General features: G+C 66.3%; 28 protein-coding genes. 20 read left to right on the top strand and 8 right to left on the bottom strand.

The window, feature by feature from the left end:
* Positions 1 to 7: 7 nt before the first annotated feature.
* Complete coding sequence (locus NGM29_RS15780; protein ID WP_254157473.1) at positions 8 to 1,309, bottom strand: molybdopterin molybdotransferase MoeA; 1,302 nt, start codon at positions 1,307 to 1,309, stop codon at positions 8 to 10.
* A 372-nt stretch (positions 1,310 to 1,681) separates the two neighbouring features.
* On the opposite strand from NGM29_RS15780, the gene NGM29_RS15775 reads away from it, so the two are divergent.
* The 5 genes from NGM29_RS15775 (at position 1,682) to NGM29_RS15755 (ending at position 6,731) form a co-directional block, all read left to right on the top strand.
* Positions 1,682 to 2,236, top strand: coding sequence for a hypothetical protein (locus tag NGM29_RS15775; protein WP_254157471.1), 555 nt, complete (start codon positions 1,682 to 1,684; stop codon positions 2,234 to 2,236).
* A 71-nt stretch (positions 2,237 to 2,307) separates the two neighbouring features.
* A complete protein-coding gene (locus tag NGM29_RS15770; protein ID WP_254157469.1) occupies positions 2,308 to 2,703 on the top strand; it encodes an Hsp20/alpha crystallin family protein in 396 nt (131 codons plus the stop codon).
* Positions 2,704 to 2,778: 75 nt separating this feature from the next.
* On the top strand, positions 2,779 to 4,383 hold the full coding sequence (locus NGM29_RS15765; RefSeq protein WP_254157467.1) for an ABC1 kinase family protein: 1,605 nt from the start codon (positions 2,779 to 2,781) through the stop codon (positions 4,381 to 4,383).
* Between the two features lie 83 nt (positions 4,384 to 4,466).
* On the top strand, positions 4,467 to 5,579 hold the full coding sequence (locus NGM29_RS15760; RefSeq protein ID WP_254157465.1) for an enolase-like domain-containing protein: 1,113 nt from the start codon (positions 4,467 to 4,469) through the stop codon (positions 5,577 to 5,579).
* A gap of 63 nt (positions 5,580 to 5,642) precedes the next feature.
* Positions 5,643 to 6,731 (top strand): aminotransferase class I/II-fold pyridoxal phosphate-dependent enzyme, encoded by a 1,089-nt coding sequence (locus NGM29_RS15755; RefSeq protein ID WP_254157463.1) that lies wholly within the window; start codon positions 5,643 to 5,645, stop codon positions 6,729 to 6,731.
* Between the two features lies 1 nt (position 6,732).
* Here NGM29_RS15755 and NGM29_RS15750 read toward each other — a convergent pair whose 3' ends face one another.
* Complete coding sequence (locus tag NGM29_RS15750) at positions 6,733 to 7,299, bottom strand: DUF8102 family protein (protein WP_254157461.1); 567 nt, start codon at positions 7,297 to 7,299, stop codon at positions 6,733 to 6,735.
* Positions 7,300 to 7,410: 111 nt separating this feature from the next.
* Here NGM29_RS15750 and NGM29_RS15745 point away from each other — a divergent pair, with 111 nt between their 5' ends.
* From NGM29_RS15745 to deoC, 6 genes are all read left to right on the top strand, one after another.
* Positions 7,411 to 8,205, top strand: coding sequence for a DNA polymerase sliding clamp (locus NGM29_RS15745; protein WP_254157459.1), 795 nt, complete (start codon positions 7,411 to 7,413; stop codon positions 8,203 to 8,205).
* Positions 8,206 to 8,316: 111 nt separating this feature from the next.
* Positions 8,317 to 8,691 (top strand): translation initiation factor IF-5A, encoded by a 375-nt coding sequence (locus tag NGM29_RS15740; protein WP_254157457.1) that lies wholly within the window; start codon positions 8,317 to 8,319, stop codon positions 8,689 to 8,691.
* Positions 8,691 to 9,539: an agmatinase gene (gene speB / locus NGM29_RS15735; protein WP_254157455.1), complete on the top strand. Its 849-nt coding sequence runs from the start codon at positions 8,691 to 8,693 to the stop codon at positions 9,537 to 9,539. Before NGM29_RS15740 ends, speB begins: the two co-directional genes overlap by 1 nt.
* A 209-nt stretch (positions 9,540 to 9,748) precedes the next feature.
* Positions 9,749 to 10,525: a hypothetical protein gene (locus NGM29_RS15730; RefSeq protein ID WP_254157453.1), complete on the top strand. Its 777-nt coding sequence runs from the start codon at positions 9,749 to 9,751 to the stop codon at positions 10,523 to 10,525.
* 122 nt (positions 10,526 to 10,647) lie between these two features.
* On the top strand, positions 10,648 to 11,148 hold the full coding sequence (locus tag NGM29_RS15725) for a DUF5797 family protein (protein WP_254157451.1): 501 nt from the start codon (positions 10,648 to 10,650) through the stop codon (positions 11,146 to 11,148).
* A 72-nt stretch (positions 11,149 to 11,220) separates the two neighbouring features.
* Complete coding sequence (gene deoC / locus NGM29_RS15720) at positions 11,221 to 11,859, top strand: deoxyribose-phosphate aldolase (RefSeq protein ID WP_254157449.1); 639 nt, start codon at positions 11,221 to 11,223, stop codon at positions 11,857 to 11,859.
* Between the two features lie 37 nt (positions 11,860 to 11,896).
* Here the strand turns inward: deoC and NGM29_RS15715 are convergent, their stop codons facing one another.
* Entirely contained in the window at positions 11,897 to 13,285 is a 1,389-nt protein-coding gene (locus NGM29_RS15715; protein ID WP_254157447.1) for a M28 family metallopeptidase, read from the bottom strand.
* Between the two features lie 214 nt (positions 13,286 to 13,499).
* Between NGM29_RS15715 and NGM29_RS15710 the strand changes: the two genes are divergently transcribed.
* Together NGM29_RS15710 and arcS are read left to right on the top strand one after the other, a co-directional pair.
* Positions 13,500 to 13,964 carry a universal stress protein gene (locus tag NGM29_RS15710; RefSeq protein WP_254157445.1) on the top strand — a complete coding sequence of 155 codons (465 nt, stop codon included), beginning with the start codon at positions 13,500 to 13,502 and terminating at the stop codon, positions 13,962 to 13,964.
* 82 nt (positions 13,965 to 14,046) lie between these two features.
* On the top strand, positions 14,047 to 15,813 hold the full coding sequence (arcS, locus tag NGM29_RS15705) for an archaeosine synthase subunit alpha (protein ID WP_254157443.1): 1,767 nt from the start codon (positions 14,047 to 14,049) through the stop codon (positions 15,811 to 15,813).
* A 9-nt stretch (positions 15,814 to 15,822) separates the two neighbouring features.
* Here the strand turns inward: arcS and NGM29_RS15700 are convergent, their stop codons facing one another.
* Positions 15,823 to 16,440, bottom strand: coding sequence for a DUF7509 family protein (locus NGM29_RS15700; RefSeq protein WP_254157441.1), 618 nt, complete (start codon positions 16,438 to 16,440; stop codon positions 15,823 to 15,825).
* A gap of 97 nt (positions 16,441 to 16,537) precedes the next feature.
* On the opposite strand from NGM29_RS15700, the gene NGM29_RS15695 reads away from it, so the two are divergent.
* The 4 genes from NGM29_RS15695 (at position 16,538) to NGM29_RS15680 (ending at position 19,609) form a co-directional block, all read left to right on the top strand.
* Positions 16,538 to 16,951, top strand: coding sequence for an ArsR/SmtB family transcription factor (locus NGM29_RS15695; protein WP_254157440.1), 414 nt, complete (start codon positions 16,538 to 16,540; stop codon positions 16,949 to 16,951).
* A 13-nt stretch (positions 16,952 to 16,964) separates the two neighbouring features.
* Positions 16,965 to 17,177 carry a hypothetical protein gene (locus NGM29_RS15690; protein WP_254157438.1) on the top strand — a complete coding sequence of 71 codons (213 nt, stop codon included), beginning with the start codon at positions 16,965 to 16,967 and terminating at the stop codon, positions 17,175 to 17,177.
* 246 nt (positions 17,178 to 17,423) lie between these two features.
* Entirely contained in the window at positions 17,424 to 18,344 is a 921-nt protein-coding gene (locus NGM29_RS15685) for a universal stress protein (protein ID WP_254157436.1), read from the top strand.
* A gap of 53 nt (positions 18,345 to 18,397) precedes the next feature.
* Positions 18,398 to 19,609 carry an inorganic phosphate transporter gene (locus NGM29_RS15680; RefSeq protein WP_254160601.1) on the top strand — a complete coding sequence of 404 codons (1,212 nt, stop codon included), beginning with the start codon at positions 18,398 to 18,400 and terminating at the stop codon, positions 19,607 to 19,609.
* 29 nt (positions 19,610 to 19,638) lie between these two features.
* On the opposite strand, the gene NGM29_RS15675 is transcribed toward NGM29_RS15680, so the two are convergent.
* Complete coding sequence (locus NGM29_RS15675; protein WP_254157434.1) at positions 19,639 to 20,070, bottom strand: universal stress protein; 432 nt, start codon at positions 20,068 to 20,070, stop codon at positions 19,639 to 19,641.
* Between the two features lie 149 nt (positions 20,071 to 20,219).
* On the opposite strand from NGM29_RS15675, the gene gatD reads away from it, so the two are divergent.
* The 3 genes from gatD (at position 20,220) to NGM29_RS21190 (ending at position 22,758) form a co-directional block, all read left to right on the top strand.
* Complete coding sequence (gatD, locus tag NGM29_RS15670; protein ID WP_254157432.1) at positions 20,220 to 21,488, top strand: Glu-tRNA(Gln) amidotransferase subunit GatD; 1,269 nt, start codon at positions 20,220 to 20,222, stop codon at positions 21,486 to 21,488.
* A 3-nt stretch (positions 21,489 to 21,491) separates the two neighbouring features.
* Positions 21,492 to 22,502 carry a GNAT family N-acetyltransferase gene (locus tag NGM29_RS15665; protein WP_254157430.1) on the top strand — a complete coding sequence of 337 codons (1,011 nt, stop codon included), beginning with the start codon at positions 21,492 to 21,494 and terminating at the stop codon, positions 22,500 to 22,502.
* 121 nt (positions 22,503 to 22,623) lie between these two features.
* Complete coding sequence (locus tag NGM29_RS21190) at positions 22,624 to 22,758, top strand: hypothetical protein (RefSeq protein WP_256548168.1); 135 nt, start codon at positions 22,624 to 22,626, stop codon at positions 22,756 to 22,758.
* Positions 22,759 to 22,862: 104 nt separating this feature from the next.
* On the opposite strand, the gene NGM29_RS15660 is transcribed toward NGM29_RS21190, so the two are convergent.
* From NGM29_RS15660 to NGM29_RS15650, 3 genes are read right to left on the bottom strand one after another with little or no spacing between them, the layout of a single operon-like run.
* Positions 22,863 to 23,138: a ubiquitin-like small modifier protein 1 gene (locus NGM29_RS15660; RefSeq protein ID WP_254160599.1), complete on the bottom strand. Its 276-nt coding sequence runs from the start codon at positions 23,136 to 23,138 to the stop codon at positions 22,863 to 22,865.
* Positions 23,139 to 23,193: 55 nt separating this feature from the next.
* A complete protein-coding gene (locus tag NGM29_RS15655; protein ID WP_254157428.1) occupies positions 23,194 to 24,408 on the bottom strand; it encodes a DUF8167 domain-containing protein in 1,215 nt (404 codons plus the stop codon).
* Complete coding sequence (locus tag NGM29_RS15650; RefSeq protein ID WP_254157426.1) at positions 24,405 to 25,688, bottom strand: DUF8167 domain-containing protein; 1,284 nt, start codon at positions 25,686 to 25,688, stop codon at positions 24,405 to 24,407. The genes NGM29_RS15655 and NGM29_RS15650 overlap by 4 nt, the downstream gene beginning before the upstream one ends.
* Positions 25,689 to 25,875 lie beyond the last annotated feature (187 nt).

The following is a 25,875-nucleotide window of genomic DNA, read 5'->3' as shown; positions in this document are numbered from 1 at the left end:
GCTCCGCTCAGAACCAGGGTTCCCAGTTCTCCACCGCCACTGTTTCACCCGCTGGAATCCCCTCTCGCTCTTCCGGGACGACGACCCAGCCGTCGGCGAGCGCAACGCTCGAGAGCACGCCCGACCCGCTCGCTCGCGTGGGGGTCGTGACCAGCTCCCCACCTTCTTCCCCTTCCTCGTGTCCCTCGTGCGCCTGCTCGACTCCCTCATCCGCTTCGAGCGACACCCGGGCAAACGTCCGCGTTCCTGGCTCCGAGGCGATCTTTCGCTCGAGACGCGCCGCCACCGTCGGATGGGGGGTCGCCTCGGTCCCCTGGAGCCACGCGAGCGTCGGCCGCAGGAACTGGACCGCGTTGATGAGACACGCCACCGGATACCCCGGCAACGCGAGCACCGGCGTCTCCTCGACGATCCCGAGACAGACCGGGTGACCGGGTTTCAGCGCGACGCCGTGAACCAGCACCTCGCCGAGGTCGTCGATCACCTCCGGCAGGAGATCCCGCTGGCCGACCGAAGACCCGCCAGTCGTGACGACGACTTCCTTCGTCAGATCGCGCTGGATCGCCACGCGAAGCGCCTCGGCGTCGTCCGTCACGATCTCGCGGTGGGTCGCGCGACCGCCCCACCGCTCGACCAGTCGCGAGACCGTCAGCCCGTTTGTCTCGATCACCTCGCCAGGGTCGGGATCGGCCTGGACGACCTCCTCGCCGGTCGGCACGACGCCGACGGTCGGTCGGTTCGAAACGAGTGGGCGGTCGATCCCCGCCGACCGGAGGAGGCCGAGGTCCGAGGGCCGCAGTCGGTGGCCCGGTTCGTACAGTTGCTGTCCGGCCTCGACGTCCTCCCCGACGGGCGCGACGTTCTCACCCTCAGCGACCGCGTCGAGCACCTCGAGTTCGCCCGTCGCCGCGAGCGATTCGGCGTGCTCGAGCATGACGACTGCGTCGGCATCGGCGGGGACGGCGCTGCCGGTGTGGACCCGACGGGCCGTTTCCGGGGGGAGGGTGGTTTCGGAGTCGGGCTGATCTTCGAGGCGCAAGACGGCGGGCGAGCGTTCGCTCGCACCGAACGTGTCCGCCGCTCGCAGTGCGTAGCCGTCCATCGCCGCTCGTTCGTAGTGGGGGACGTCGACGTCGGCGGTGATCGACTCGGCCAGGACGCGCCCGTCGGCGCGCTCGAGTGCCACGCGTTCCTGGTCACATCGGACGCTTCGCTCCTCGAGCGCCGCCTCGAGGATCGATCGGGCGTCGTCGACGCGGGTTCTCACTCGGAACCCCGACTCCTTGCGGTCGCGGTCGGCACCCTTCATATCGCAAAGAGGGACGGCCGGCGATGAAAAACGTGCGGGTCGGCCGCGAATCCGACGACTTTCACCATCATCGATACATTGGTATTCAATCATGTCCGTCCTGGTCCTCTCTCTGGCCGCCCTCGGTGCACTGCTCGGCGTTGCCCTTCTCGGCTACGGGCTCCGCGAACTGGGCTTCGCCTATCGGCTCTTCGCACGCGAGCCGCACACGGTACTCGACACGCCGAACGGCGGGTCCGTCGAACTGTCTGGAACCGTGCTCGCCTGGGACGACGTCCTCGAGTCGCCGTTCACCGAGACGGCCTGTGTCGCCCTCGAGTACGCCGTCGAGGAGAAACGCCGGAAGTCGACCAACACGGGGAGCACCACGAAGTGGGTCGAAATCGACAGTGGGACTCAGGTCGTGCCGTTCCGCCTCGAGGACGAGACGGGAACGTCCTGGTCGACCCGCGAGGGGCGGACCTGCGTCTCACGACGGACGCGCGGATTCGCGTCGAGGGAGGCGAGAAGGGAGGCGAGACGCCCCCGGCGACAATCGCCCGCCACATCGAACGCGACGAGGACGTGTCCGACGAGAACACGAGCCTCTCGCTGGGGCCGCTCGAGATTTCGACCGGGCGCGACCGGCGCTATCTGGAGCGTCGACTGGACGTCGGGGAGTCGGTTCACCTGCTCGGGACGGCCCGGCGCGACACGACGGCCTCTCGAGAGACGGGACAGGTGAACGCCGTCGTCGAGCGGTCGGTCCCGCCGGAGTCGGGTCTGCTGGCTCGCGTTCGCCACCGTTTGCTCGGCCCGCCGTTTCTGCTCTTCGACGTGACCGAGCGCCGTTCGGCATCCCGCGTCGCGGTCCGGGGACTGCTCTCAACGCTCGCGGGTGTCCTGTTCCTCGTCATCTCTCTCGCGGTCGGCGTCGGCGGTATCTGACCTGCTCGTCGGTCCGAGAACGATCGGTCGGGACCGCGGCCTTTTTCGTCGCGGCGTTCGAACCTGTCACTATGTCAGCGCTGCGCGACGCCCTCCGGGACCTCTCCGACGCCGCGTTCTTCGATCTACTCGAGAGCGACGACTCCTACCTCCTCGTGCTCGACGTGCCAGGGGTCCCTGCCGAGACCGTGGACGTTGCCGTCGAAGACGGCCGCATTCGGATCGAGGCCCGCCGCCAGAAGGATCTCCCCGAGAAGTACCACTACCTCGAGGAGAACCGTCCGCTCTTTCTCGACGTCGACCTCCCCCTGCCCGACGACGCGACGGAGTCGAACGCCGAGGCGAGCGTCGATCGGGGCGTACTCGAACTCGCCCTGCCGAAACGGGAGGGATCCGATAGGACGCCGATCGACGTCGTGAGCGACCCCGAGGACTCGACCGCCGAAGACGCCGACGGGGACGTCTAACCCGGGTGACTTGACCTGGGCATCCTTCGCGCGTATCGACGATTCGTCGTCGTCGCGTGGCACTTCCTGCCGCTGTTGCTGGCGTACGCTCGCGACCGCCGCCGCTGGCTCGTCTTCGGACGGCCACGCCGCGTCGGCTCGGAGACCCATCGCGAGCGCGCGGAAGTCCTGCTCGAGTCGTTGCTCACCCTCGGTCCGACGTTCATCAAACTCGGGCAGTTGCTCTCGACGCGACCAGACGTCCTCCCGCCGGCGTACATCGACGTGCTCTCGGCGCTCCAGGACGAGGTACCCCCGGCCGACTGGGCCGACGCGCGAGTCGTGCTCGAGGAGGATCTCGGCTCGGTCGACACCCGCTTTCAGGACTTCGATACCGACGCAATCAGCGGTGCCAGTCTGGGGCAGGTGTACCGTGCCTCAATCGACGGCGACGACGTCGCCGTCAAGATTCGGCGGCCGGGAATCGAGACGCTCGTCGAGTCCGACCTCCGGGTGATCCGGTGGTCGCTCCCGATACTGATTCGGTTCGTCGACGAATCCAGGTCGTTCTCCCTCGAGAACCTCGCCGACGAGTTCGCGAAGACGATTCGCGAGGAGATGGACTACCATCGCGAGGCCCGGATGCTCGCCGAGATTCGCTCGAATTTCGACGACGACGACCGGTTTCTTATCCCGGAGGTGTACGAGGCTTACTCGAGCGACCGGGTCCTGACGATGGCCTACATCGACGGGACGAAGATCAACCAGGTCGACGAACTCGACGCAAAGGGGATCGACCGCGAGCAGGTCGCGGAGAACCTCCAGCGGTCGTACCTCCAGATGATCATCGACGACGGGGTCTTTCACGCCGATCCCCACCCCGGAAACCTGGCGGTGACCGACGACGGGCGGATCGTCTTCTACGACTTCGGGATGAGCGGCCGCGTCGACGAATTCGTCCAGGACAGGATCGTCGAGTTCTACATCGCGATCGCCAACCAGGACATCGACGCGATCCTCGACTCCCTCATCGCGATCGGAACGCTGAGTCCCGAGGCCGATCGAGCCGTGATGGCCGACGTGATGGAACTCGCCATCGCCGACGCGCGCGGCGAAGACATCGAGCAGTACCGCGTCCAGCAGATCGTCGGCCAGATCGAGGACTCGATCTACGAGTTCCCGTTCCGCCTCCCGAAGAATCTCGCGCTCGTGCTCCGGGTGGCGACCGTCGTCGAGGGCGTCTGCGTGACCCTCGATCCCGACTTCGACTTTATCGCCACCGCGACGGACTACCTCACCGAACAGGGCTACCGCGAGGAGTCGATCCAGCGGGTCCTCGAGGACACTGCGGGCGAGGTCAGGGATGCCAGTCGATCCGCCGTCAGGATCCCGCCGAAACTCGAGCGGACGCTCGACCGATTCGAACGGGACGACCAGTTCGTCCGGGTCGGCGTCGAGGACAGCGATCAGGTGTTCGCCACCCTGGCGAAGCGACTGGTCTACGGCATGTTGTTGACGATGTCGCTGTTCTCGATGGGCGTCCTCTACGCCTTAGGAGCGCCCGTGGCGGCGGTCGTCGCGGCGGTCTTTTCGGCCGTCCTCTCGATCGTCCTCTACTGGTCGTTCCGGACGCCGAGTTCCATCTCGACGAAACCGCAGTTCACGCGCCAGAACCTCAGGCAGCGACGCGGAGAAGAGTAACGTCGCTGTTTCGCAGGTTCGTATAGGGGGGCGAGCAACGAGGCCGTACCAACGTTCATCGTCCTGGCAGTTCAACGACGACCATGGACTTCGATCGACTGGCCGACCTCGAGGTGCGCATCGACGACGTCGAACTCCACCGACTCGAGCGCGACACCTCGAGCGATTTTACGCGGGTGACGACGGAGGTCGCGTTCACGGGTCCGGGTTCCGCGTCCGCACACGAAGACGGTCGCGCTGGCGGCCGTGGCGACGCGCGAGTCACGGGCCGCGGCGAAGACGTCACCTACGATGCCGAGGAACACGACGCCCTCCACCGGGTCGGATTGCCGACCGGCGAATTCGAGGGCGAATTCACGCTGGCGTCGTTCTCCGACCGCCTCGAGGACCTGGATCTGTTTCCGGCGGGCCCACCCGACCGCGAGGACTTCCAGGACTACCGACGCTGGGCATTCGAGAGCGCGGCGCTCGACCTGGCGCTACGCCAGGCCGGAACCTCGCTCGGGGACGCACTCGACCGCGAACCGAAACCGCTCCGCTTCGTCGCGAGCACCCGCCTCGGGGAGCCGCCGTCAGTCGATCGGGTCGAGCGCCTTCGCGAAGCCGTTCCGTCCCTCGAGTTCAAACTCGATCCGACGCCCGAATGGACCGGCGCCGTGATCGACGACCTGGTGGCGACCGACGCCGTCCGAATCCTCGACCTGAAGGGACAGTACGAGGGGACCGACGTGGACGTTCCAGCAGACCCCGTGTTCTACGAACGCGTCCTCGAGTCGTTCCCGGAGGCCGTAATCGAGGATCCGGGTGTAACCGAGGAGACGCACCCGCTGCTCGAGGCTCCGAAGGTTCAGAACCGACTTTCCTGGGACGCCCCGATCCACGGGGTCGAGGACGTCGAGGCGCTGCCGTGGGAGCCCCGCTGGTTGAACGTCAAGCCCTCCCGATTCGGCTCGCTCGAGTCGTTGCTCGAGACAATCGCCTACTGCGAGGAGCACGGGATTCGGTGTTACGGCGGCGGGCAGTTCGAACTCGGCGTCGGCCGCGGGCAGATTCAGTTGCTGGCCGCGCTGTACTATCCCGACGGCCCCAACGACGTCGCTCCCGGCGTCTACAACGACCCCGAGGTCGCCGCTGAGTTGCCGCCGAGTCCGCTCGAGCCGCCAGCGGGGGACGAGCGAGTCGGGTTTCAGTGGTAGCAATTCGGGTTTTGGTGATAGCGAGTCGGTGACTCTTTGCCGTCTCGTCCCTCTCATTTTGGCATGCACATCGAACCCTTCGGCCTCGAGCGCTGGTTCGCCGAGTACGAACACGAGGCGGACGTCATGCTCGCCGAGAGTGGCATCCGGAGTCTGCCGGCGAGTCGATTCGACACCGATCCCGGCGACCTGGGGTACGTGATTCCCACCGACGGCGACCCCGACCTCCGGGCCGACATCGCGGATCGATACGACCGCGAGGCAGACGAGGTGCTCTTCACCGTCGGCACTCAGGAGGCGAACTTCCTGACGTTTCTGTCGCTGCTCGGCGCCGACGCGTCGTCGTCGCAGACCGTGGGGGACGGCCACGCCGTTGTTGTCACGCCCACCTACCAGGCGCTCCACGCCGTCCCCGAGGCCGTCGGCGAGGTCACGCGAGTCTCGCTCGAGCCGCCAAGGTGGGAACTCGAGGTCGACGCGGTCGCCGACGCGATCCGCCCCGACACCCGGGTCATCGTCCTCAACAACCCGAACAATCCCACGGGTCGGTATCACCCGCTCGAGCGAGTCGAGGCGCTCTACGACCTGGCGGCGGACAACGACGCCTATCTGCTCTGTGACGAGGTCTACCGCCTGCTCGCCGACGACCCGCTGCCGCCCGTCGCCAGCCTCGGACCTCACGGCCTCTCGACGACGAGTCTCACGAAGGCCTACGGTCTCGCCGGGACCCGCTTCGGCTGGCTCGTCGGCGACCGCGAGGTGATCGAGGCCGCCTGGACCTGGAAGGATTACACGACGATCTCGCCCTCCATCTTCGGCCAGCACGTCGCGAAACAGGCCCTCGGCGAGCAGGAGGACGACATCCTCGAGGAGAACCGCGCCCTCGCGGCGGCCCACCGCGACCGCGTTCGCGAGTTCGTCGACGCCCACGGCCTCGAGTGGTACGATCCCGTCGGCGTCAACGGGTTCGTGACGATTCCCGACTGCTTCGAGAACGGGACCGAGTTCTGCCGGACCGTCGTCGAGGAGGAGAGTGTGGTTCTCGCACCAGGCGACCTCTTCGGCTTCGAGGACTACTTCCGCATCGGATTCGGCTTGCCGACCGAGAAACTCGAGGAGGGTCTCGAGCGCGTGGGTCGCGTAATTGGGTAAGTCAAAAGTTCGTCATCTTCGACTGGATTCGGCCGTCGTCGATCTCGTCCACGTCGTCGACGTCGGAGAAGTATTGCGCCAGTTCGTCCCGTCGAATCTCCTCGCTGTCGTGGAGATAGGCGATTTCGGTGAGCGAGAGGGGTTCGCCCCGCTTCAGTTTGTGTCGCAACTGATCGACGGTAAGCGACTGGTAGGTCACGTCCAGCGAGACCGTCGCGGCGCGGTCCCGGCGTGCTTCCGCGAGATTGATCCCTTCCGTCAGGAGGGTCTCGAACTCGATGTCGGTGTCGTCCGCGGCCAGGTAGAGGAAGGCCACCGCCGAGACCATCGCGTCGAACGCCTCGGTACCGTCGATTTCGCCGAACCGTTTCTCGAAGACGAGTTTCCGGTCGTCGTCGGAGAGCGATTCGACGAGCAGTTCGAAGTCGCGAACGCCCTGGTAGAGTCGTTCGCGGATGCGAGCACGCGTGTTGCGCTCGGACTGGACGCTCGCGAGGTCGGACTCGCCGCGCAGGAACGCGCGGTCGGCGCTGCTCAGGATTCCGCGGGGACGGCTGTCGCCTTTCATAATTTGATATGGATTATCTACTAATCCACACACATATATAGGTACCCCATTTTGAGTTATCTATCAATTTGGCTAGGAACACTTTTCCCTCTCATTCGAGGTTGACGGGGTATGGTCGAGCAAACAGTTCAGGAGTCGAACTCGAGCGCTACCACGACGTTCCGCGGCGTGCTCGACGCCGGAACGATCAAACGAACCGTCGACGTCGCGTACGCCGTCTTCGACGAGTGTCACCTGTACGTCGACCCCGATGGGCTCCGCCTCGCGGCAATCGACGCGGCGACCGTCGTCCGTGCGGACGTCACGCTCGAGCGAGCCGCCTTCGAGTCGTTCGAGGGGGCTCCCGATCACCTCGGAATCGACCTCGAACGGTTTCGCGACGTCGTGAGTATCGCCGACCGCGACCAGTTCGTCGCCCTCGAGGTGAACGCCGAGAGTCGAACGCTCTCGATTCGCATCGACGAACTCGAGTACACGCTCGCGCTCCTCGATCCGGAGACGATTCGCTCCCCGCAGGAGGGCTCGAGCGACGCGTTCGACCTCGCGGGATCAGTGGTCGCCAGTGCCGAGACCTTCGATCGCTCGGTGCGGGCCGCCGAGATGGTCTCGACGCACCTCGAATTCGAACTCGACGCCGCCGACGAGGTGTTCGCGGTCCGCGCGGACGGAGACACGGACGACGTCTCGCTCACGCTGTCGGCGAGCGACCTCGTCGACCTCGAGCCAGCGGACACCTCCTCCCTGTTCTCCGTCGATTACCTCGCGTCGATCAATCGGGCGATGCCGGGTGGCGTCGACGTCGGTCTCGGGCTGGGTACCGAGAAACCGCTATCGATCCGCTACGAGTTCGCCGACGGAGGCGGCGACGTTGAGTACCTCGTGGCACCGCGGATCAGCGCGACCTGAAGACGCAATGTGCGGTCCCCGCTGTCCGGGCCGATCGACCGCTCGAGGCCGTCGATTCGACACAGAGCGCGATTCAATCCCTTTATCACGTTCGATTGATTACCCCGCTGTATGGCGAAGCAACAGAAAGAAGTTCGCGACCTCGGAGAAGGCGGCTACGTCCTGATTGACGACGCAGCGTGTAAAATCGACTCCTACTCGACGGCAAAGCCCGGCAAACACGGCAGCGCCAAGGCCCGAATCGAGGCTCGAGGCGTCTTCGACGGCAAGCGACGGTCGCTGTCCCAGCCCGTCGATGCGAAAATCTGGGTCCCGATCATCAACCGCAAACAGGGTCAGATCGTCTCCGTCGACGGTAACGACATGCAGGTCATGGACCTCGAGACCTACGAGACCATCACGATGCGCATTCCCGAGGACGTCGACGCGTCCCCCGACGACAACATCGAGTACCTCGAGATGGAAGGCCAGCGCAAGATCGTCTGATGTACCCGGGGGCGACCGCCGATCGAACGGAGGCGAACTTCGTGGTCGTCGGTGCGCCCCTCGACGCATCGACGACCTTCGCGCCGGGGACTCGCTTCGGTCCCCGACGCATCCGCCATTTTTCGGAGACGTTCGACGACTACGACCACCGGACGGACCGGCGATTCACCGACTGCAGCGTCCACGACGCGGGCGACGTCCACGCCTGGGACGCGGTAGACGAGTACCTCGAGTTCCTCGAGGGCACCCTGCGCGACGTCCACTGGGACGACGCCGTCCCCCTGTTGCTCGGCGGCGAACACACCGTCTCGGCGGCGGGTGCGGGCGCGGTCGACCCGGACGTGTTCGTCTGTCTGGACGCTCACCTCGACTTGCGAAGCGAGTACGACGGCAACCCGCTCAGTCACGCCTGCGTGACCCGACGCATCCTCGATCCCGACGACTACGATGACGCGCCCGACATCGACGTCCAGGAGGCGATCATCCTCGGTGCACGGACGGGGAGCGAGGAGGAGTGGCAGTGGGCGAGTGAGAACGACGTGACCGTCGTTCCTCCCGACGAGGCCGCGGAGTTCGTCCCCCAACTCGAGGACCGCCTCGAGGGTCGGGAGGCGTACCTCAGTGTCGACATCGACGGCGCCGACCCGGCCTACGCGCCGGGAACAGGGACGATGGAACCGTTCGGCCTCGAGCCCCGGACGATGCGCGACGTCGTGCGGGCCGTCGCGCCGTACGCGACCGGGTTCGACGCGGTCGAAGTCAACGACCGCGACGACGGCCAGGCCGCCTCGCTGGCCGGGAAGTTGCTCCGGGAATTCGTCTTCTCGCGCGTCGACGCGCTCGAGTGATGCTTACACCTCGATTTGTAGTGTAATGGCCACCGGTCGGTGTAGCTCCTCGGCTGCCGTCGGCTCTCCGTCCAGTTGAAATTTCGAATCCGAACCGATCGCTCCGTTGGGGAATTTATCGGGATGACGACGCTCGATCAGGGCGCGGTGACGACGTCGACGATTCCGCGCGCACCGTAATTACGTAGATAGCGACCGTTCCGAACGGTATGGAACACCACTCCAACCACGACGGTCACGACGATTCTCGGAACTCGACTCGAGGAATGGACGCCGTCGGACACGCCGTGCCGGCCGGCCTCTCGCTCGCCGCGAACGGTCTCCGACTCGTTCCGTCGGAGACGCGATTCGATCCGGGAGAGCGGACGAACTGGTCGTTCCGAATCGTCGAGGACGGGTCGGTCGTGACCGACTTCGAGACCGCCCATGGGCAGCGCGCTCACCTCATCGTGGTGCGTCGAGATCTGACCCGGTTTCAGCACCGCCACCCCGAACTGGATTCGGATGGAACCTGGCGACTCGAACGGCTCGCGTTCCCCGACCCGGGCGTCTATCGCGCGTTCGTAGACGTGGTCGTCGACGGGCGAGCGACGACGCTCGGGTACGACCTGTTCGCCTCCGGCGTCGATGATGTCGAGCCGCGACCCGGATCGTCCCGACGCGGCGCCGCGGACGGGTACGAAGTCGAACTCCTGGCGGACGGCGTTGAGGCCGGCGAAAACACCGAACTGGCGTTCGAGGTCCTGACGGAGGACGGGGCCGTCGCCCGCTTGGACCGATACCTTGGTGCGCTCGGTCATCTCGTCGCGCTACGAGAAGGTGATCTGGCATACCTCCACGTTCACCCGGAGGAGACGGCTGCCGAGAGCGGTCGCGCGGCGTTTCGCGTACGGTTTCCGACGCCCGGTCGGTACCGGCTGTTCCTCCAGACCAAACCCGCTGGAACCCTGATCACGACGCGATTCGACGTTCGCGTCGAAGCGTAACGGGTACCGGAGTCTCGCCGCGGGCATACCCCGTCGCTGGTCGAGTCCAATCGCGACTCGAGTCCCGTCCCCGTGACGCAACGCAAAAATAGCGGACCCACGTACGTCGAGGTGATACGAGGATGACGCTCTCCGAGGAGGCTCGCGATCGACTGGCGGACGTGGTGGAGCTACAGCCGACGAAAAACAGCGAGTTGCAGGATCGGTGGAACCTCGAGAGCGGGAGCGAGGTACACCAGTTCCTCGAGAACGAGCTGGAAGAGTACTACTTTCGGGACGACAACAGCCTGATCCGGGCGACGCCCGAAGCGGCCGAACTCGTCGACGTCGAACCCGGCGTCGTCAGCGAAGAGGGCGAGGGACCGCCATCGCGGATCCGCGTGCCCGAGCTCCAGGCGCAAATCGTCGAGGTACTCGCCGGACCCGAGGAGCGTTCACAGAGCGTCGTCGCCGTCCTCCACGCCCTCCGGGACGCGTTCGACGTCGACCCCGACGTCGAGGACGTCCGATCCGGTCTCCAGAGTCTCCGGCGCAAGGACGTCGTCGAGGTCGAGTACCGGACGGTTCCCACGTTCCGACTCGCTGTCGAGCGTGACGACCTCGAGGTGGACGTCTCGAGGTAACTGCCACGACCGTCGGTCCGGAGACCGCACACTACCGGGCGCCTTTTTATCCCACGAGCGAGTCGGGCCGGTATGGACCGCAGCGAACTCGCACCCCTGATCGACCACACCGTCCTCGGCCCCGAAACGACGCCGTCGGACGTCGAACGCGTCCTGGACGAGTCTGCAGAACACGGGATGAACGCCTGCATTCCGCCGTACGCGGTCGAAAGCGCCGCCGAAACCCACCCGGACGTCACGCTCGCGACCGTCATCGGCTTCCCGCACGGCCAGCACGACCACGAGGTGAAACATCTCGAGGGCGAACTCGCCTGGAAGGCCGGTGCCGACGAACTCGACGTGGTAATCAACGTCGGCCTCCTGCAAGCCGGCGAGACGGACGCAGTCGAAGCCGAACTCGAGGAACTGGTCGCGGCCGTCCCCATCCCTGTCAAGGTGATCATCGAGACGGCGCTTTTGACCGACGAGGAGAAGCGCGCAGCCTGCGAGGCGGCGAAGGCGGCCGACGCGACGATGGTCAAGACGTCGACCGGGTTCGCCGATGGCGGGGCCACCGTCGCGGACGTGGAACTGATGAGCGAGTACCTCCCGGTCAAGGCGAGCGGCGGGGTCGGGAGCTACGAGAAAGCGATGGACATGATCGAGGCTGGTGCCGAGCGAATCGGCGCCTCGAGCGGGGTGGCGATTCTCGAGGGTGCCCCGGACGCCTGATCGGTGTCCACGACCGGTTTCGAGGAGCGCCCCGCCGTCAGTCCCAGGCGCGAGGCCAAGTATCCGACGCGCGCATCCCTGGTTCGTAGTGCTGTTCTCGAAATGCATCCCGGAGATCCGCGCCGTCGATTCGAGGTGGGGTTCGCCTCGAGAGTACTCGAACCAGGACGGCCGAGAGCATGGTGTGCGTTCGAATATTCCGCACGTCGACTTTATCGCGGCTGTCGGCAGCCGTGTGTCCCCAGCCACGCCCTCGCTCGCCGCCGCCGGCCGGTTCGCTGTGTAACTGGAGGGCAGGTACGCCGGCCCGGAGGAACGGCCAGTGGTCGCTGAACGGGTGCGGATCGGGCTCGTGAACGACCGGCTGACCGTAGTGTTCACCGACTTCGGTCGCTAGCGCCCGCATCTCTTCTGAGGCGTGGGAGTACGCCTGCAAATTCCGAAACCGGCCCGCTCCGTCGACGTTCACGACGGCGCGGACGGACTCGAGGTCGAGGCGCTCGGCAAGGGCTTCGGCGCCCAGTAGCCCAATTTCCTCGCAGCCAACGGCGGCGACGCGGACCCGACACCCCAGATCCGACTCGACGGCAGCGAGAACCGACGCGGCGCCGAGGACCGTCGCGACGCCACAGCCGTTGTCGAGGGCCCCTTCGGCGACGTCGTGGGCGTCGTAGTGAGCAAGCAGGAGAAGTTCGTCGTCAGTATCGGGTCCGAGGGTGCCGACGACGTTCTGGCTCGAGCCGTCGGTCGTCGTCGCCTCGACGCGCAGACTGGCCCGGGCGTTCGCGGATTCGTCCGGGTCAGCCGCCGGTGAATTGGCGTACTCCGTCAACCAGTCGTGAGTCTCCGCGCTGACGCCGATCCCGGGGATGGCCGCCTCGCGGTCGAACCGGAGCGCCCCCGTCGGTGGCAGCTGTCCGGGAACGTGGTTGGCGAAGACGAACCCCCGCGCGCCCGCGTCGACGGCGTGGCCGAACTTCTCCATGCGGTGGACGAAACGCTGGCCGGCCGGGGTGGTGGTGCTCGCGACGACGATGGCTCCCTCGACGGCCTCGCCCGCGTCGTCGATTTCCTCCGGGGTCCCGTAGCCGACGTCGACCAGCGGCGCCTCGAGGTCCGCTGCGGGAGCGTAGGGGAGTGCGAGCGCCTCGAACTCGCGTTCGACGGGCTCGGTAACGGTGAACGTCGTCTTCCCGCGCTCCCAGTACTGGATCGGAAACGACTCGAGACCGACGTTCGCCACGCCGACGCGTTCGAACGCCTCGGCGACGAGGTCGGCCGCTGCCCGTTCGCCCGGCGACCCGCCCATGCGGCTCTCGAGCTGGGTGAGCGCGGTCAACAGCTCCCACGGTCGGTCGTCGGACCAGGCCCGCCCGAGCGTCCGCTCGAGCCGACTCGAATCGTCCGGGTCCGTCGGTGTGGTCATATCCGACACCTGGACTCGAATCGAGAAAGTCGTTGGGTAGTCTCGAGAGATAGCCAGCCACTCGGTCTATTATTTCTGATACGAGTTTCGTGCGTTTCTATCGATCGTGTCATGCCTCCCCAACCCCGTAAGACGGTCACAGACGCACGATACTGTCTCCCATGAGTCGTGTATTCACGCAAGTACTTTCACAATATCGAGCGTATCAGTGACTATGAACACAGGACTCGTCGTCGTCGACGACACGGACCGACATCGATTGCTGCTCGAGACCGCGGGCGAACTCGCCGCCGGGGCGGACGCTGAACTCGTCTTGCTTCCCATGACCACGACGGACGAGGTCAACGCCGAACGCGAGGCAATCGGCCAGGTCAGCGACGCTCACGTCGCCGCCTACGGTACGGACACGATCGAAAATCGCCTCTTCCACAATACCGGCCAGCTGGCACGGGAAGCACTCGAGAGCATCGAGGGCGAGGTCGACTTCACCGTCGTCCCGAAAATCGTCGACGCGAACACGGAGGCGACGGCGATTCTCGACGCCGCCGAGGAACACGTCTGCGATCACATATTCCTCGTCGGCCGCAAGCGCTCCCGGACCGGGAAGGCCCTCTTCGGCAGTCTCGCCCAGACGATCATGCTCACCTTCGACGGGCAAGTGACCGTCGAACTCGAGTAAGCCACGCCAGCCCACGATTTTCGCGTCCCGGCATTCGACCCGTATCGACAGCCTCTTTCACCCGCCGCGCTCGAGTGTTGATATGACCGACTACTTCGAAGTCCACGCGCGCGACGGGGCCGCGCGCCTGGGCGAACTCCGCCTCGAGACGCCGCGGACGACCCCGGCGCTCGTCGGCGACCTGCTTCAGGACGGCGGCTCGCTGTGGGCGGCCGACCGCGGCGTTCCGAACGGCGACGAGTCTTCGCTGACCGTCCTTCCCCACCGCGGTTTCCCCGGTGGGACGGCCGAACCCGTCCGTGAGTCGTTCGCCGTCGACTACCCCGACGTTTCGTACCCGAGCGTCGCCGTGATCTCGAGCGCGAGCCCCGCCGACGAGGGAACCGACGCCTACGCCGTCTCCAACGTGCAGTCGATCGTCGGCCACGGGGCCGCACTCGTCGAGGCCGTGGTGTCGGTCCGAGAGGCCATCCCGTCCGACACCGCACTATTCTTCTCGGGCGTCGCGACCCCCCGAAACGTCGCACTCCTCGCCTACGCGGGCGTCGACTGTTTCGACGCCGCCAGGGCGACGATCAAGGGCACCCAGGGAAAGTACCTCACCACCGAGAGCGAGTACTTCCTCGAGGACCTCGAGGAACTGCCGTGTTCGTGCCCGGCCTGCCAGGGTCCCCGCGACGAGTTCACGCGAGCGGACTGCGCCGAGCACAACCGGAACGCCCTGGCCGCGGAACTCGCGGTCGTTCGCCAGCGGATTCGAGACGGCCGCCTGCGCGACTACGTCGAGGGCCAGGTTCGCCAGGAACAGTGGCTCACCGCCGCGATGCGCGAACTCGACGCGCAGTGGACCTACCTCGAGGAACGAACGCCCATCCTCCGGAAAGCGGACCTCGACGCGGCGACCGAAGACACCCTCCGGCGGGTCGAAATACAGCGCTTCGCCGACCGGGTAACCAGCCGCTACCGCAACCGGTTCGACGCGCCGCTCGTGCTCGTACCCTGTTCGGCCCGGAAACCCTACAGCGAGTCCCAGAGCCACAGCCAGTTCCACCGGGCAATCCAGTGGCGCGCTCACCTCGTCTCGATGACCTCGCCCATTGGTGTCGTCCCTCAGGAACTCGAGACGACCTACCCGGCCCAGCACTACGACACCGTCGTGACGGGTCGTTGGTCCGCCGACGAGAAAGGATTCGTCACTCGGGTCCTCCGGCGCTACCTCGAGCGAAACGCGTACCCGCGAATCGTCGCCCACGTGCCCGACGAGGGCTACCACGACATCGTCGAGCGCGTTCAGGACGAACTCGACCTCAAGGTGACTTACACGGTTGACCGGGGCGCCCACCCGACCGACGACGAGTCCCTGGCGAACCTGAGCGACGCCCTCTCCGGCGAGTCCGCGTACCAGAAGCGCGAACGCGAGCACAACACCATCCGGGCGCTCGCGGACTACCTGCTCGGCGACGGCGCCGGCGACGACCTTTTCGAGGAGTTCCGAACGACGAGTCACTATCCGCGACTCCAGATTCGAGATACCGATTCCGAGGAAACGCAACTGGCGACGATGGTCCCCCAGTACGGCACCCTGTCGTTCACGCTCGAGGGGGCGAGACGCTGGGTCGCGAGCGACGCGCCGACGAAGCGCCTCGAGATCGACGGTTTCGTCCCGCAAGGCAGCGTCCTGGCGCCGGGGGTCGTCGACGCCGACGACGACATTAGAGTCGGCGACGAGGTCGTCGTCGAGGGACCGAAGGCCTTCGGCATCGGTCGCGCCGGGATGTTCGGCCGCGAGATGGTCGAGAGCACGCGCGGCGTGGCCTGTGAGATTCGCCACGTCGAGGAGAAAGACTAAGCCGAGCGATCAATCCAACCGCTCGAGGGAACCGCGTCGTTCCCGTTGCATGATGCCGCCCGCGAACCGCCGGAGCCGGTCGACCAGTTCGGCCTCCGTTTCGTAAGTTTCGACTCGCAGGTCCCATCGAACTCTCGCCGAGCGGATCATCGCGCTCGTCACGTCGTCCTCGTGAACGAAGACCAGCCGGTCGCCGTGGGTTTCCGAGAGCGTCTCGAGGATGCTTCCGGCCTCCTCGCCCACGCCGAAGTTGTGGCCGAGAAACGGCACGACGAACGCCGTCGCGTTGCTACACCGCGTGTACTCGAGGCTCTGGGTCACCGCGTCCACGTCGTCGGTGTCGATCTCGGGATCGAGCGCCAGAAACGCGTTGACTCCTGGGTCGGCTCGCAGCGCTCCCTGTACGCGCCGCAACAGTGCCTGCGCCCCGTCTATCTCGTCTTTGCTCCGGAACAGCCGGCGTAACGGCCCGGGGAGGTCCTCGATGTCGATGTCTCGACGCTCCTCCTCGCTCAAGACGTAGTTGAGGTTGAACGACTTGTACGGTCCCATTAGGTAGAAGAGAAACCGATCGTACTTCACGGACCCCAGCCGATCGACGATCACGTCGCGCGTAATCTCGCCCATGCGAGTGGGTGCTCAGCGATAATATATAAAACAGGCACTTTTTGAGAGGTCTCGGCTCGACAACAGCTAAGAATCCGACGCTCGTAGGTCGACGTAGATGGCGACCAATGGAGCGCACGCGGCCGGCGGAGACGCCCCGGAGGACCCGGAAGACCTGCTTCCGGAACAGAGTGTCCTCCGCCTCGAGGAGTACCTCGCGATGCACGCCGCCATCGGCCACCGAACCCGCTACGAGATCCTGTACCGACTCGTCCACGGCGGCGACATGAGCCCCAAGGAACTCGAGGAAGCGATCGGGGTCGACGACAGCACTCTCCACTACCACCTCAACGAACTCGTGGACGTGGGACTCCTCGAAAAACGCCAGCGCACGGAACGTGATCAGGACGGGTTGTACACGTACTATCGGGCGACCGTGTTCGGCGAGGTCACGCTCACCGAGGGCGTCGACGAACTGATCCGCGGCGAGTGGGAGTTCGAACGGCTGTACGATAGCTCGGCGGAGACGTGACCCGCTCGCCTCGATGAGGACGCTCGCGTTTCTCACGTTCGGCTGTTTCGCCCTCGGAGCGAGTGCACTCGCGTTCGTGCTCGTGGCCAACCTCGAGCCCCAGCCGGAGTATCCGACGGTCATGACGACCACGATGCGGGTTATCGGCGGGCTCATCGCCCTGTCTGGCGGCGTGCTGGGGTTCGTCTTCCTGGGGTACGCGTTCCTCTCGTACACCGGTCTGTGAGTCGCCGCGGTGGGGCTCCTGGAGCCGTTACGGTAGGATTTCCGAATCCGTCGCAAAAACTCGAGCGATCGGCACGTCGTTTCGATGTCCACGGTAGCCGCCAGGCCGTCGCGACGCCCGCTCGAGCCATGGGGGCCGTCGGATCGTCGCAATACTGGCTCGAGCCACGGGTACGCCGTCAGGTCGTCCTCGAGAGACCATCAGGTAAACCATAACTATTCGTTTCTCCCCGTCGAACTAGGCCCGATGGACCGCTCTCCGGAGAACCGACCGGTACTGGTCGCGGTCGCGAATCCCGAACACGCCGAGCAACTGGTCCGGACCGCCAGCGACCTCGCCCGCCTCCTAGAGAGCTACGTCACGATCGTTTCAGTCGCCGTCAAACCCAGTTCCTCGCCGTTTTCGGTGTACACCGACGAAACGATCATCGAACGCTTCGCCCAGGATACCAGGGATCTCCTCGACGCGGCAATCGCGGTCGCCCCCGAGGACGTCCCGATCGAACGCGAGATCGTCGTTGGTCGAACGATGGCCGACGGCGTACTCAAGGCGATCAGACGCACCGACGCGCGGGCACTCGTCATCGGGTGGCACGACAGTCGGAGTCGAACCGACGCCATCCTCGGCACGAACCTCGACAATCTCATCGAGAACGCACCGTGCGACCTCTACGTCGAGCGAATCGGCTACGAAGCGAACGGCGTCGATTCGATCCTGGTGCCGGTGGCGGGCGGCCCCCACGTTCGACCGGCGACGCATGCAGCGAAGGCTATCGCCGCCCGCAACGACGCGACGGTACACCTTCTCTCGATCGTCGAACCCGACATCGACGAGGGCGCCGCACGCGATCACCTCGAGGCCGGGGTGCAGTTGCTCGAGGATTCGCCCGGTTCCGGAGCCAGCCCTGATTTCAGTCCCGACGTCCGGGTCGAGACGGCGGTTCGAACCGGCGACGACGTTTCCGCGACGATAGCGGAGTTGGCACCGGATCACGACGTGCTCGTCTTTGGCGTGACGCGCCAGGGGGCGATTCAGCGGCGACTCGTCGGGTCGATTCCCCAGCGGGTCATCCCTCGAATCGACGAGACGGTCATCCTCGCGCGTTCGGGTGACGTCGTTAGCCCGTCTCGTCTCGACAAACTCAGGGGACTCTGGAGACGAGGGTAACGGTGGCGGTGACGCTAGCGGCGCTGACGCTGGCGACGATGACGGTGACGACGATGCTGGCGCTGACACTGGCGTTCTGGACGTTCGTCGGACTCGCGACGATCGCGTGCCTGTTCATGGCGTGGTCACTCGGTGCGAACAGCAACTCGCCGCCGTTCGCGCCGGCGATCGGTGCGAACGCGGTTTCGACGTTGCGGGCCGCCTTCCTGATCGGAATACTCGCGGCAGCGGGTGCCGTCACGCAGGGTGGGAGCATCTCCGAGACGGTCGGCGCCGAACTCATCCGCGGCACCGCGATTACGCCGCTGGCCGCGACGACGGGACTGCTGGTCGCGGCGACGTTCATGTCGTTCGGCGTCTACTCCGGCTATCCGGTTCCGGCTGCCTTCGCGACCACCGGCGCGATGGTTGGCGTCGGCCTTTCGCTCGGTGGTGACCCGGCGTTCGGCACGTACCGACGAATCGTCATGTTCTGGCTACTCGTCCCGCCGTCGTCGGGCGGTATCGCGTTCCTGACGGCGAAACTCCTCCGCAGAGACGACATCCCGGAAACGGTCGGCGTTCCGGTGCTGGCGGCCGTCGTCGCGGGCATTCTCGCCAATATTCGACTCGGCGTGATTCCCCACCCCGACCGCTCGCAGGGATCGATCGCGGAACTGGTTTCACATGCCCTCGGAAGCCCAACAGTCCTCGGCGTCGATCCGTCCGTCGTCGGTACAACCGTCGTGTTCGCCGCCCTCAGCTTTCAGTTCATCCGTCGGAAGGTGGTTGCGTCGGTCGAACGGGGTATTCGATCATTCCTCCTTGTCCTGGGCGCCATCGTCGCGTTCAGTAGCGGCGGTAGCCAGGTCGGCCTGGCGACCGGGCCGCTCGAGGCGCTCTATGGGACCGAACTCGGGCTCCCGAGCGTCGTATTGCTCGTCATTGGGGCGTCGGGCATCCTGGCGGGGGCGTGGATGGGGGCGCCGCGATTGCTGCAGGCGACGTCGCGAGAGTACGCCCAGCTGGGGGTTCGGCGCTCGATTGCGGCGCTCGTGCCGGGGTTCGTCATCGCCCAGACGGCGATCGCGCTGGGCATTCCGATTTCGTTCAACAACATCATCATCTCGGGCGTGATCGGCGGTGGACTGGCCGCCGGATCTGCCGGCGTCTCCCGACGAAAAATCGGGGTAACGGTGCTCTTCTGGGTGCTCACGCTGGTCACGTCTATCGGAATCGGATTCGGCCTCTACCGGCTGTTGTCGACGCTCCTGGGGACGAGTTGAAGATAGGTTCACCGTCCACCGGTCGACCATCACCGGACGACCGTCACCGATACCGGCGCTTCGCCAACCACGGTCGTCGCCACGGTGCCGAGCAGGCGGCGAACGGCGCCCATCCTGGGGCCGCCGTGGCCACCCAGTACGACGTGATCAACGTCTTCGGTATCGACGTACGCGAGGATCGTTTCGGCCGGTTCGCCGGTCTCGACCACCGTTTCGATCGTCCGCTTCTCTGTCGCAACCTGGCGACTAGCGCGCCGAATCGCCTCCTCGGCATGGCTGCGTGCCGCCTCGAGTCGCTCTTCGTCGGTCTCCAGCACGCCACCTTCGCTCATGGTCGCGTCGAGCGGGGTGACGACGTTCAACACGGTGATGGGGCAGCCGAAGGTCTCGAGGGCGTGTGCGAGCGCATCGTCGGCTAACGGTGACCCATCCAGTGGGACGAGCACGTGTTCCGGGGCCACGTCTTCCCGTTCGGGGGCCAGCGGCTTGTATATCCCCCTGGTCGACGCGACCGGATTCCGGGTAAATGAAAGTGACCGTTCCGCGAGCCGAACACCGTCACCCGGCCCGAAAGCGTGCTTTCAAGTCCGACGACGCGAAAGCGACCACCATGAGTCAGACCCCAGCCCCCGGCGATCGAATCCGCGTCGATCGCTCTGGCCGGACGTACGAGGGCGTACTGCTCCCCTCGAGCACCGACGAGCACGTCGTGGTGAAACTCGAGGGGGGGTACAACGTCGGCATCGACCGCGAGGAGGCGGACCTCGAGGTGCTCGCCGAGGACGTCTACGACGTCGAGAGCGCGCAGGCGGAGTCCGATGCGACCTCAAAAATAGAGTTCGACGAGGACCTTCCCACCATCGCGCTCATCTCGACCGGCGGCACCATCGCCTCGACGGTCGACTACCGGACAGGTGCCGTCACCGCCCAGTTCGACGCCGAGGACGTCCTCCGTGCCGTCCCCGACCTGGCGGGCCGAGCCAACTACCGCGGTCGGGTCGTCGCCAACATCCTCTCGGAGAACATGGAGCCGCCGATCTGGCAGGACCTCGCCGAGGCCGTCGCCGAGGAGATCGAAAACGGCGCCGACGGCGTCGTCGTCATGCACGGGACTGACACGATGCAGTACTCCGCATCGGCGCTCGCGTTCATGCTCGAGACGCCGGTCCCCGTCGTCTTCACCGGCAGCCAGCGCTCGGCCGACCGGCCGTCCTCGGACAACGTCATGAACGCCGTCTGCGCCGTCGAAGCCGCCAAAAGCGACTGCGCGGAGGTGCTCGTCTGCATGCACGCGAGCGAGAGCGACACGACCTGCGCGCTTCACCGCGGAACTCGGGTCCGAAAGAACCACACCTCGCGACGGGACGCGTTCGAGACCGTCGGCGCCGAACCGGTCGGCGAGGTCGACTACGACAGCGAGTCGGTCACCTTCCGCAGCGAGTACCGCGAACGCGACGCGATCGACCTCGCCGTCGAAGCCAACCTCGAGGAGGACGTCGAACTGGTCAAGTTCACCCCCGGAATGGACCCCGCCTTCCTCGACGTCGCCGCAGGGTCGGCGGGTCTGGTCCTCGAGGGAACCGGGCTCGGCCACGTCCACACCGACCTGATTCCAAAGGTCGAGGAACTGGTCGACGAGGGTACGACGGTCGTCGTGACCAGCCAGTGTCTCGAGGGGCGAGTCTGTGACCGCGTCTACGACACGGGCCGGGACCTTCTCGCGGCGGGCGTCCTCGAGGGCGAGGACATGCTGCCGGGCACCGCGAAGGTGAAGCTGATGTGGGCGCTGGCGAACGCGGACGGCCTCGAGGAGGCCATGCGAACCTCGCTCGCGGGAGAGATTCAGGAGCGATCCGTCCCGTGGGAGAGCCAGCGGTGAGCCATGGGCGACAGTCACACCAAACCTGGCGACGGGACTGACGCTGACGACGCCAACGCTGACGACGCCCTCGAGATCCGGCGGGCGACACTCGAGGACCAGGACGCGGTCGTCGAACTGACGAGCGACATCTGGACCGACCGCGGCGGGGACTACCTCCAGTACGTCTACCCGGACTGGCTCGAGGACCCCGACGACGACCACAAGCGGACGTTCCTTGTGGACGCGAGCGGGAGCGACGGCGACGGCGACGTCGCCGTTGCCGGACTCGTCCAGGCGGTCGTGCTCTCGCCCGACGAGGCCTGGTTCCAAGGGTTGCGCATTCACCGCGACTATCGCCGTCGTGGCCTCAGCCGACGCCTCAATCGAGCATGTTTCGACTGGGCGCGCGAACGCGGGGCGACCGTCGGCCGGCTGATGATCTTCTCCTGGAACGCACCCGCGCTCGGAGCGTCCCGGTCGGCCGGGTACGAACCCGCGACGGAGTTCCGCTGGGCCCACCCCGCCCCCGACCCCGATGCGTCCGGTCCCGATTCGGTGTCGACCGCCGACAACGCAGCCCGAGCGTGGCGTTCCTGGAGCCAGAGCGCGGCTCGAGACCACCTCCAGGGACTGGCGCTGGACCCGGACGAATCGTGGGCTTTGCGGGAACTCTCCCGAACGGACCTCGTGCACTTCGCCGCCGACGAGGGCGTGTTCACGGTCGACCGGCCGAGCGGCGTCGCCGGCGTGAGCTACCGAAACCGAACCTACGACCGGGAAACGGAGGCGGGCGACACCGAACACTGGGTCGAGTACGGCGTCAGCGCCTGGGACGACGTGGACGCCGCCCGCTCGCTGTTCGCCGCGATTGCCAGGGACGCGGCCCGCCTCGAGGCCGACCGGACGCGCGTCCTGATCCCCGAAACGGTCGACGCCGTCAGCGACGCCTCGTTCGCTGGGGCGCCGATTTCGGACGAGCCGGATTTCGTCCTCGAGGTGGATCTCAGCGGCTCTCGTGGGCAGGTCGAGTGAGGGGGCGCATCTCGAGTCGTCGTTCGAAACGGAATCCACCATTTCTACCTCCGAAACACAACTCACCATCTCCACCGCAACACGACGAAAGGGTTAACTGTCGAGGCTCGGAGCCTCGAGTATGTCGCTCGGAGACACCCTGTTTACCTACGAGGAGAAACAGCTTCCCCCGATCGTCGTGATTACGACGGTGCTGTTGATCGTCACGCTCGTCGCTGGAGCGGCGATTCGACTGGTGTTGACGCTCCTGTTGTGACTTGCGGGTATTCCGCACCAGTGACTGTGACCGAAACCTCGACTGCGACCAAGACTGCGACTAAAACTGTAACCGCAACCGAAACTGAAAGACCCCGACCTCGATCAGCCGCCGCTAACCGGCGGAAACAGCGCCAGTTCGTCCCCCGCCTCGAGTTCCGTCTCGAGTCCCTTCTCCTGTGACCTGACGTCGGCACCGTTGCGAAGGAGGTTGATCTGGGAGCGCAACTCGCCGTCCTCGAGGACGCGCTCGGCCAGCGCCGGTCGGTCATCGAGCAGGGCGTCGAGGGCGTCCCCGACAGTGTCGCCTGGATCGGCGGCCACGGACACCTCGCGGTCACCCGCATGCTCGGCGAGATCCGCGAACAGCTTCCATTCCATAGACGTGGATGTGGACGTGGTCATACTCGCCGCTATCGTCGCTGGAGGCAAGTAGCTACCGCTCCCGTTCCCGCTCTCGAACCCGGGCCTGGGCCAGTTCGTCTGGCCGACCCATGACGTAGCAGGCGTCACCGACCTCGAGGCGCCGGTCGCTTTCGGGGAACGGTACCAGTGCAGGAGTCGTCTCCCCGCAGCCGCCTTCCGACGATTCGAGCACGAGGGGGAGTCCAGGCAGCGCGTCGACTCGAGCGTCGACGAGGGTGTCGTCAGCCTCGATGGAGACCGTCGCGACGGTCGCGTCGGCCGTCCGCAACAGGGCCCGGAGTTCCCGACTTGCGTCGGCCGTGCTGGGCCGCGTCACGAGTCGGAACTCGCGATCGGGTTCGAGGTCGGCGGCGTCGTCTTCGCCGATCGCGAGCGTGACGACGTCCCCTGCTGTCGCCCGGAGGTCAGCCGTGGCGATGCGGCGACTGTCAGGACCGTCGGCGGACCAGACCTCGACGACGTCGCCGGGGCTGGCGTCCGGGGCCGGATCGGCGCGGACCGCCACGGCGACCGACCCCGGCGCGAGGGTCGGCCCGATGCCCGACGGAACGCTCCCGACCGCGAGGTGGTCGATCGTCCCATCCTGGCTCACCTCAAGGTCGACGTAGCCGATGCCGTAATCGGCCTCGAGACGGTCGACGAGGCGTTCGCGCAGGGTAGCGACGGTGAGTCCACGGGGAAACAGCAGCGTCTCACCGGCGACGGCCGCTTTCGTGTCGTCGTCGACCGGATCGTAGCCCTCGGCGTCCTCGATTTCGTCGGGGAGGTCGATGGTAATGACCCGTCCGGCCGACCTGACCAGCTGGCTCACGTCGTCGATGGTCCGGGCGGTGGCAACGGTGCCGACGTCTGCCGCCAGCCCGTCGCCCGTTCGGCGGCCGCCGTCGGCCGCGATCGCGCTCGCGACGAACGACGCGATAGTAAAGGTCGCCGTCAACGGGTCGAGCACGTCGGCGTCTCCCAGAATGGCGGACTGCAGCGCGGTCTGGGTGTTCAGCCACAGGGCGACCGCGACGAGCCCCGACAGGACTGCGACGCCGTCCGGGATACCGTCGCCGCTGTACCACCGGTAGACGAATGCCACGCCGGCGCCGATGGCCCCCGAGAGGACGACGAACCCGAGAATCCGCACGACCGCATCGAGGACGAGTTCCGACGTTCCCGTCGACACGAGGGAAATTCCGTCGACGAGGAGAACCGGGTTCGTGAGTGGGGCGACGATCATCGTACCCCCTCGGTGACGGTCGCTCGCGTGTCGGGCTCGAGGAACGCCTCGACGTCGGGTTCGCGACCGGCGACGTACACCTCGTCGCCGGCCTCGAGCGGTCCCTCGACGTCGGCACCGAACTGCCAGTTTCGCGCGGTGCCGGCGTCGCCCGCGTCCGGCCGCCTGCGGGCGAGACAGACGAGGTCGCTCCCCTCGGATTCGAGTCGACGAGCCGCGTCGGCGGTTCGAAGCGCGGCCCGTCTAATCGCGTAGCCGGCCTCTCGGAGGCGCGAAAACGCCTCGAACGCGTCTTCGGTCGCTCGAGCACACACCGTGAGTCGGATCGACTCGGCGCCGAGAACGGTTCTCGCACGTCGTCGTGGCAGAGAGACCGTGATTCGGCCGGTGCCCCCGGCGGTGGCAAGTCGAGGCGCGTTCGCTGTGGGCGGGGAAACGGGTTCGTCGTCGCTCGAGTTTGCGTCGTTCGCGTCAACGGTCGCCGGAGCCTCAGTCGCGTCGTCGGCCGAAAGCGACTCGTCGACCTCCGTTCGGACGCTACAGACGGTGCCTCGAACGAGTTCGCCGTCGGCGTCGACGACGACTTCGTCGCCGCGAGCCGTCCCGGTCGGGACGAGTGTCGTAAGCGAAACCGCCCGGTGACCGTCGGGAATCCGTTTCGAGAGGCCGCTCGAGGGTGGCGCGGCGGCGATCGTCGCCTGGCCCCGCTCGTCGATGGAGACTTCGACGTCGGCGAGGTCGTGATCCGTCCGGAGGCGTTCCTCGAGGCGAACCGACAGTTCCGACAGCGGGAGGTCGGCGGGAAAGCGCCACGAGCCGGTTTTCAGCGTCGATCGAAGCGCGGGCGACAGCGGCGGGTACCCCTCCAGGTCGTGAATCTCGCCGGTGGGTCGGACGGTCACCTGGCCGACGCTGCCGACGAACTCGACGACGTCCGCCGAGAGCGTTCGCTGGCGGAGCGCCGTCAGCGAGAGGTGGCGAGGGAGTTCGGCGCCGAGTTTGTCCCCCTGGTTGTGGGCGTACAGCGCGAGCATCAACACGACCAGGACGGCGACGAGCAAGCGGGGTGACTGGGCGATGTCGGGTTCCACCAGCCCGAGGAGGCCGCCCTGGACGCTCGCGATGGACAGGGCCATTACCACGACACCGAAGCCGGGGAGGCCGACGCCGGTAAAGTACCGGACCAGGAAGCCGAGCGACCCGGCGGCGAACGCGGGCACGATGCCGGTCAGCAGTCCCAGGTACAGACCGAGGAGAATCTCGAGCGGAAGCGTTGCCATGGGTTGTGTCAGTCACGGATCGGATAAACCAGTACCGACCGCGGCGAGTGCGACGCGGTTGGTCTGATCGGCGGCGTGTCGCGAGCGATTCGGACCGGCGGCGTTCGCCTCGAGCCGGTGTGGGCGCCTCGAGTCGTCGCGAACGACGAGCGGTCGGCGCAATCGGTACCGAAACCGTGTTCGTTTA

Origin of the sequence: Natronosalvus rutilus (assembly GCF_024204665.1) — an archaeon.
GTDB classification, from domain to species: Archaea; Halobacteriota; Halobacteria; order Halobacteriales; family Natrialbaceae; genus Natronosalvus; species Natronosalvus rutilus.
Note: the sequence above shows the minus strand (reverse complement) of the source record. Positions and strands in the feature narration are given on the sequence as shown.

Coding starts and splice junctions, on each gene's coding strand:
- NGM29_RS15755 (WP_254157463.1), top strand. CDS start 5,643: ATGCACATCGAACCCTTCGGCCTCGAGCGCTGGTTCGCCGAGTACGAA.
- NGM29_RS15665 (WP_254157430.1), top strand. CDS start 21,492: ATGGGCGACAGTCACACCAAACCTGGCGACGGGACTGACGCTGACGAC.
- NGM29_RS15770 (WP_254157469.1), top strand. CDS start 2,308: ATGTCAGCGCTGCGCGACGCCCTCCGGGACCTCTCCGACGCCGCGTTC.
- NGM29_RS15725 (WP_254157451.1), top strand. CDS start 10,648: ATGACGCTCTCCGAGGAGGCTCGCGATCGACTGGCGGACGTGGTGGAG.
- arcS (WP_254157443.1), top strand. CDS start 14,047: ATGACCGACTACTTCGAAGTCCACGCGCGCGACGGGGCCGCGCGCCTG.
- NGM29_RS15690 (WP_254157438.1), top strand. CDS start 16,965: ATGAGGACGCTCGCGTTTCTCACGTTCGGCTGTTTCGCCCTCGGAGCG.
- NGM29_RS15715 (WP_254157447.1), bottom strand. CDS start 13,285: ATGACCACACCGACGGACCCGGACGATTCGAGTCGGCTCGAGCGGACG.
- NGM29_RS15680 (WP_254160601.1), top strand. CDS start 18,398: ATGCTGGCGCTGACACTGGCGTTCTGGACGTTCGTCGGACTCGCGACG.
- NGM29_RS15650 (WP_254157426.1), bottom strand. CDS start 25,688: ATGGCAACGCTTCCGCTCGAGATTCTCCTCGGTCTGTACCTGGGACTG.
- NGM29_RS15780 (WP_254157473.1), bottom strand. CDS start 1,309: ATGAAGGGTGCCGACCGCGACCGCAAGGAGTCGGGGTTCCGAGTGAGA.
- NGM29_RS15700 (WP_254157441.1), bottom strand. CDS start 16,440: ATGGGCGAGATTACGCGCGACGTGATCGTCGATCGGCTGGGGTCCGTG.
- speB (WP_254157455.1), top strand. CDS start 8,691: ATGTACCCGGGGGCGACCGCCGATCGAACGGAGGCGAACTTCGTGGTC.
- NGM29_RS15750 (WP_254157461.1), bottom strand. CDS start 7,299: ATGAAAGGCGACAGCCGTCCCCGCGGAATCCTGAGCAGCGCCGACCGC.
- gatD (WP_254157432.1), top strand. CDS start 20,220: ATGAGTCAGACCCCAGCCCCCGGCGATCGAATCCGCGTCGATCGCTCT.
- NGM29_RS21190 (WP_256548168.1), top strand. CDS start 22,624: ATGTCGCTCGGAGACACCCTGTTTACCTACGAGGAGAAACAGCTTCCC.
- NGM29_RS15745 (WP_254157459.1), top strand. CDS start 7,411: ATGGTCGAGCAAACAGTTCAGGAGTCGAACTCGAGCGCTACCACGACG.
- NGM29_RS15660 (WP_254160599.1), bottom strand. CDS start 23,138: ATGGAATGGAAGCTGTTCGCGGATCTCGCCGAGCATGCGGGTGACCGC.
- NGM29_RS15740 (WP_254157457.1), top strand. CDS start 8,317: ATGGCGAAGCAACAGAAAGAAGTTCGCGACCTCGGAGAAGGCGGCTAC.
- NGM29_RS15685 (WP_254157436.1), top strand. CDS start 17,424: ATGGACCGCTCTCCGGAGAACCGACCGGTACTGGTCGCGGTCGCGAAT.
- NGM29_RS15730 (WP_254157453.1), top strand. CDS start 9,749: ATGGAACACCACTCCAACCACGACGGTCACGACGATTCTCGGAACTCG.
- NGM29_RS15710 (WP_254157445.1), top strand. CDS start 13,500: ATGAACACAGGACTCGTCGTCGTCGACGACACGGACCGACATCGATTG.
- deoC (WP_254157449.1), top strand. CDS start 11,221: ATGGACCGCAGCGAACTCGCACCCCTGATCGACCACACCGTCCTCGGC.
- NGM29_RS15760 (WP_254157465.1), top strand. CDS start 4,467: ATGGACTTCGATCGACTGGCCGACCTCGAGGTGCGCATCGACGACGTC.
- NGM29_RS15655 (WP_254157428.1), bottom strand. CDS start 24,408: ATGATCGTCGCCCCACTCACGAACCCGGTTCTCCTCGTCGACGGAATT.
- NGM29_RS15695 (WP_254157440.1), top strand. CDS start 16,538: ATGGCGACCAATGGAGCGCACGCGGCCGGCGGAGACGCCCCGGAGGAC.